6 protein-coding genes are annotated in these 4,545 nt (G+C 67.6%); all 6 read right to left on the reverse strand.

All coding sequences use genetic code 11. The features are described from left to right. Positions 1 to 34 precede the first annotated feature (34 nt). The 6 genes from AB7O82_RS37395 to AB7O82_RS37420 all read right to left on the reverse strand — a co-directional run bounded on the left by AB7O82_RS37395 (position 35) and on the right by AB7O82_RS37420 (position 4,497). Entirely contained in the window at positions 35 to 1,774 is a 1,740-nt protein-coding gene (locus tag AB7O82_RS37395; RefSeq protein ID WP_428621820.1) for a relaxase/mobilization nuclease domain-containing protein, read from the reverse strand. 244 nt (positions 1,775 to 2,018) lie between these two features. Then, positions 2,019 to 2,795, reverse strand: a complete 777-nt coding sequence (locus tag AB7O82_RS37400) for a lytic transglycosylase domain-containing protein (RefSeq protein WP_428621821.1) — start codon at positions 2,793 to 2,795, stop codon at positions 2,019 to 2,021. Positions 2,796 to 2,799: 4 nt separating this feature from the next. Next, entirely contained in the window at positions 2,800 to 3,135 is a 336-nt protein-coding gene (locus tag AB7O82_RS37405; RefSeq protein WP_203192647.1) for a DUF736 domain-containing protein, read from the reverse strand. 47 nt (positions 3,136 to 3,182) lie between these two features. Then, on the reverse strand, positions 3,183 to 3,728 hold the full coding sequence (locus AB7O82_RS37410) for a S26 family signal peptidase (RefSeq protein ID WP_428621824.1): 546 nt from the start codon (positions 3,726 to 3,728) through the stop codon (positions 3,183 to 3,185). Next, positions 3,725 to 4,246, reverse strand: coding sequence for a DUF2840 domain-containing protein (locus AB7O82_RS37415; RefSeq protein ID WP_428621825.1), 522 nt, complete (start codon positions 4,244 to 4,246; stop codon positions 3,725 to 3,727). The genes AB7O82_RS37410 and AB7O82_RS37415 overlap by 4 nt, the downstream gene beginning before the upstream one ends. Continuing rightward, complete coding sequence (locus tag AB7O82_RS37420) at positions 4,243 to 4,497, reverse strand: hypothetical protein (protein ID WP_428621826.1); 255 nt, start codon at positions 4,495 to 4,497, stop codon at positions 4,243 to 4,245. The genes AB7O82_RS37415 and AB7O82_RS37420 overlap by 4 nt, the downstream gene beginning before the upstream one ends. Between the last annotated feature and the right edge of the window lie 48 nt (positions 4,498 to 4,545).

Raw genomic sequence — 4,545 nt, forward strand, 5'->3', positions numbered from 1 at the left:
CATTGCGGGGTCCTTTCTTCGTGAAGAGTGGTGGTCACAGGCCGAGCCCCCGCTTGCGGCCAAAGCTCCAGTCGATGCCGCCGTCGCCGCGCGCGAGGCCGGAGACATGGCGGCCGAGCTGCTTTTCAAGTGAGGGGGACCAGGGCACGAGCTGGAAGCCGAGCCCGTCGTCGATCATCGCGAACCGGCCGGAGGCGAGCGCGAAGCGTTGCCGGTAGGTGCCGGAGACATATTCGCCGGTCGAAGCGCGCGTCAGCGGCCGTCCGCTCTCCGACGCCAGCTTTTCTCCGAGCGCGTCCAGTTCGCGCCGACGCAGGGTCTCGATAAGATTGCGGCTGAAGCTGACTCCGCGGCCCTGGCGTTCGGCGAGGCCTTGCCCGATCAGATGTTCGGCGCGGCGATCCATCGCCCCGCGCACCTCCGCGCCGAAGCCGCCGCCACCGAGGGTGACCGGTTCGCGGGCAATAGCCTGACGGTCGAGCCAGGTGGCGCCGGTCGCCGTGATCTGCCGCTCGACCGAGAGGTCCGAGCGGACCGCCAGCGCCACGCGCCGCCGGCCCTGGGCGTCGTCGAACTTGCGCAGTTCGACAATGGAGCCCGGCGGGCCGTCGCCGGCGGCATCGAGATCGGGCAGCTTGATGTGGTGGGTGCGCCCGTCGGCGCCATCGACCACGGCATAGGCCGTGCCCTTCAGCTCATCGTCGAGGCCACGGGCCACCAACCGGCCGACGACGGGATCGTCCAGGCTCTCGCCGGCCAGCACATAATTGGCCGCGCCCCGCTCGATGCCGCGCTCGGCCAGGCCGCGATGAATGCGCTTGATGATGTCGCCGCGTTCGCCCAGCTCGCGCAGCGTCGCCTCAGCGTTCTCCGACATGGCCCATTGGCCGGGACCGATCTGGCCGGCGAGACCGAGCGATTCCAGCTTGCGTAGTCGCCCGACCTTGAGCGCATGGAACTCGTCGGGTTGGCGGTCGGCATGCGGCGCGAGATCGATGACGCCGGTGCGGGTGCTGTCACGCGCGAGCTGCCGGTCGAGGTTGGTCCAGCGCTCGGCGTGAATCTGGCGTTCGAGCGTGCGGCGGATTTCCTGATCCGTGCGCGGCCCGAGTTCCTGCGTGATCAGATCCCGCGCCCGATCACGCATTCCTTCCTTGATGTAGTCGCGGGAGATGACGAGGTTCTCGCCGTCCTCGCGCACGCCGCGCACGATCAGGTGGACATGGGGATGCTCGGTGTTCCAGTGATCGGCGCCGACCCAATCGAGCTTGGTGCCGAGGTCCTTTTCCATCTGGCCGACGAGGTCGTGGGCGAAGGTCTTGAGGTCGGATATCTCCAAGGCGTCGTCGGGCGAGACGATGAACCGGAAATGATGCCGGTCATCCTCGCACCGCTCCGCGAACGCTTGTTGATCGGCATCGTCCGTGCCGGGGCCGAACAGCCGGGCCTTCTCTCCGTCCCGGGTGACGCCCTCACGGCGCAGATAGCCGAGGTGGGTCGCAAGTGGCGCGCCCCGTCCTGCGTGACGGACGACGCGCGCCTTGACGACGGCGCCGCGCGAGCGTGACGTGATGAGCCGATTGGCTTGCACCGACGCGCGCTGGCCCCGGCCGAACCGGGAACGGTGGTTCGCCCCGATCGTCCCCTTGCGGGAAACCGATCCGCCGGCGCGCTGGGTCGCTGCCAGCGCCTGCGCGATGAAGGGTCTGGCGCGCTGCGCGCTGGTCGAGCGGATGCGACCTGGCCGGATGCGGAAATCGTCCTCGCCGCTCATGGTCGCGATCCCGCACATCGCGCAACGGCGCTGATTTTCTTCTGAAATTGCCGAAGCCGCAGGCTGCGCCGATCAGGCGCACCTCGCGAATTCGCCGCGTAAGCCCCTGAAAAAACACAGCCGAACCGAAGCGCACATCGCGCCCCTTTATCCTGCCATCGTGCGGTCGTGTTGCCTCGCTCCCCCCTCAACGCTCTCCATGATGCGCCAGGGCACGCCAGACCGCGATCCGGTCGAGGCGCCGTCATCGCGGACCTCCAGCATCTGGTCGCACAACAAACAGGCCAGTGGACTGCGGCGTGATCGCCGAAACCTCGCGCAGCGGAGCCGCCGCCGGAGCGTCTTCAGAACGGCCCCCGGTCTGCGCCCGATCAGCAGAGGTCGGGCCGTCGGCGCGCGCGATGAACAGCGGGGAGCGCGTCCACGCCAGCGGATCGGCAGTCGCGACAGTGACGGTTCCGGCGATCTCGCTGCCGCCGATGAGAGGTGCGAGGGCCGCGACATAGGCCCGCGTTTCCGCCGGCAACGCACGACCGTCCGCAAGATATTCGTCGTAGCGACCAGGACCGGCGTTGTAGCCCGCGAGGAAGCCCGGCGAGCCGTAGCGGTCGTGCATTTCGCGCAGGTAAGCCGCGCCTGCCAAGATGTTGTCGCGCGGGTCGTAGGGATCATTGCCGAGATTATGGCGGATGCGCAGCGCCGCCCAGGTATCGGGCATGATCTGCATGAGTCCCACCGCACCCGCTCGGGAGATCGCGCGCGCATCGCCGGCGCTTTCGACGCGCATGACGGCGCGAATCCAGGCCGCCGGAACGCCGAAGCGTTGCGAGGCTTCGGTGACATAGGCGGCGATCGGATCGGCAGGATCGGTTCGCTCGACCGGCGCGCTCTGAGCCAAAGTAGCGGCCGGCAATCCGGCGGCGAAAAGCAGGCCGGAAAGAAGAAGGATGGGGAGATGCCGGGCGGCTTGCGTCCGCCCAGTATCCACGAAACGTCTGCGCGTTGGGTGAAGCGTCCGCATGGCCTCAGTCCCGCTCGCCGCGCTTCGGCGGGCGGTTCCAGTGGAGGCCCCAAGCCGTCTTGTCGTCGCCGGACTGGAACAGGTTGGCGCGCACCGGCTGCGCGAAGACGGGATCGTCGAGGAGCAGCGAGACATACTCGCCAGCCTTCTCGCCGGTCCGCTTCCAGCCGGCGCCGACCTCGGGGCCATCTTCGTCGCCGAGATGGACGCGGTAGTCCGGCGCGTTCTCGGCGTCTGAAGGTTCGGCCGGAAAGAGGGAAAGCGCGGCGTCTAGGGTGAGCGTCCGGACGTGGCCGGAATAGCCAGACTTCGTGCGGGTGAATTGACCGATCTGTGGCATGGGAAGGTTCCTTCTGCTGCATGTGGGGGAGAGGTTCAGCGCGCCCCTCAACGTGTTTGGGCGCGCCATTCGAAGTGGCCACTGTCGTCTTCGTCGGTCCACACCGGCATCGCGCGGCCGATGATCGAGCTGGTGGGAATGGGACCGAAGTAGCGGCCGTCGAGGCTGTCGCGGACGGACCAGTTCATGAGGAAAATCTCGCCGTCCGCGACGTGCCGGCAGCCCTGCCAGACGGGCAGATCACGGCCGAGGCGGTCGTGCCGCAGCGCTTCTCCCATCGCGATGCCATCGACGGTGATGCGAGCGCCGGTTCGGCAGACCTGCTGCCCCGGAAGGCCGGCCACGCGCTTCATGAGCGGGACGCCGCGCGGCAGGTAGCCGCGCTCGGCCAGGAACGTGGCGAGCGGTTCGGGAGCGGCCACGGCGACCAGGTCGGTCACGTCGAGCCGGGGTGATCGTTCGATAGAATAGAGCCCGATCGGCGTGCTGGCCGAGGCGTTCCAAATCAGCTTCGGCGCAATGTGGATGAACGACAGGCCGCCGATCAGCATCACCGCGAAATACGTCGTCATGACGTAACCGAAGCGGGTCATGGCTCGGCACTCCGGCGCTTCAGGAATGCCCGATGCTGCTCGAACGTGTAGGCACGAGGCTCGTGGCCTGCCGTCAGGCGGTTGTGGATGTGCCGCCAATGATCGGGCGAGACTGCTGCCGGATCGATGTTGAGCGCTTCGATGGCGTCGATGAGTTGGAGTATGTGCTCGACCTTCGGCCAACCTTCGAGCTTGAGCAGGATGTCACCGCCCGGGCGCACGAAAGGCAGCGTCTGATAGGGTTGGCGCGGCGAGACGGCGCGCACGATGTCGATGCGCGAGATGACCGTGCCGAAATCGTTGGAGGCCCAGCGGACGAACGCGAAGACGCTGCCCGGCTGGTAGGAGAGGATACGCCGGCGGCGATCCAGAATTTGCTCGTGGACGTCGTCTCCGAACCGGATCCAATATTCTATCTTCTTCTCAATCCAGGTCAGTTCGACATGGGTCAGGTGGTCGGATGCGAGCGCGGACGGCGACGGGCCGCTGCGCACGCGCGAGGCCGCGGTGCAGGTCATGATGGATCTCCTTCGGTCGGGGGAAATTCGCGCGCGAGCAGATCGCGCAGCATGTCGGCGACCGTGACGCCGCGCCGGAATGCTGCGATCTTGATGCGCCCGCGCAATTCGGAGGTGACGTCGATGGTCAATCGCGCCGAGAACACGGCGGCGTCCGGGCCGCGCGCAGGCAGCGTCCCTGACGACTTGATCCAGTGTTCAGCGTCGCCGGGCCGGGCGGCGAAGCCGCGTTTCTGAGACGGCCCGGTCATAATCCGAGCCTCCCGACCTCGGCGCACAGTGCGGCGATCTCGCGCGCG

It is taken from the genome of Reyranella sp. (assembly GCF_050185545.1).
Classification (GTDB): domain Bacteria; phylum Pseudomonadota; class Alphaproteobacteria; order Reyranellales; family Reyranellaceae; genus Reyranella.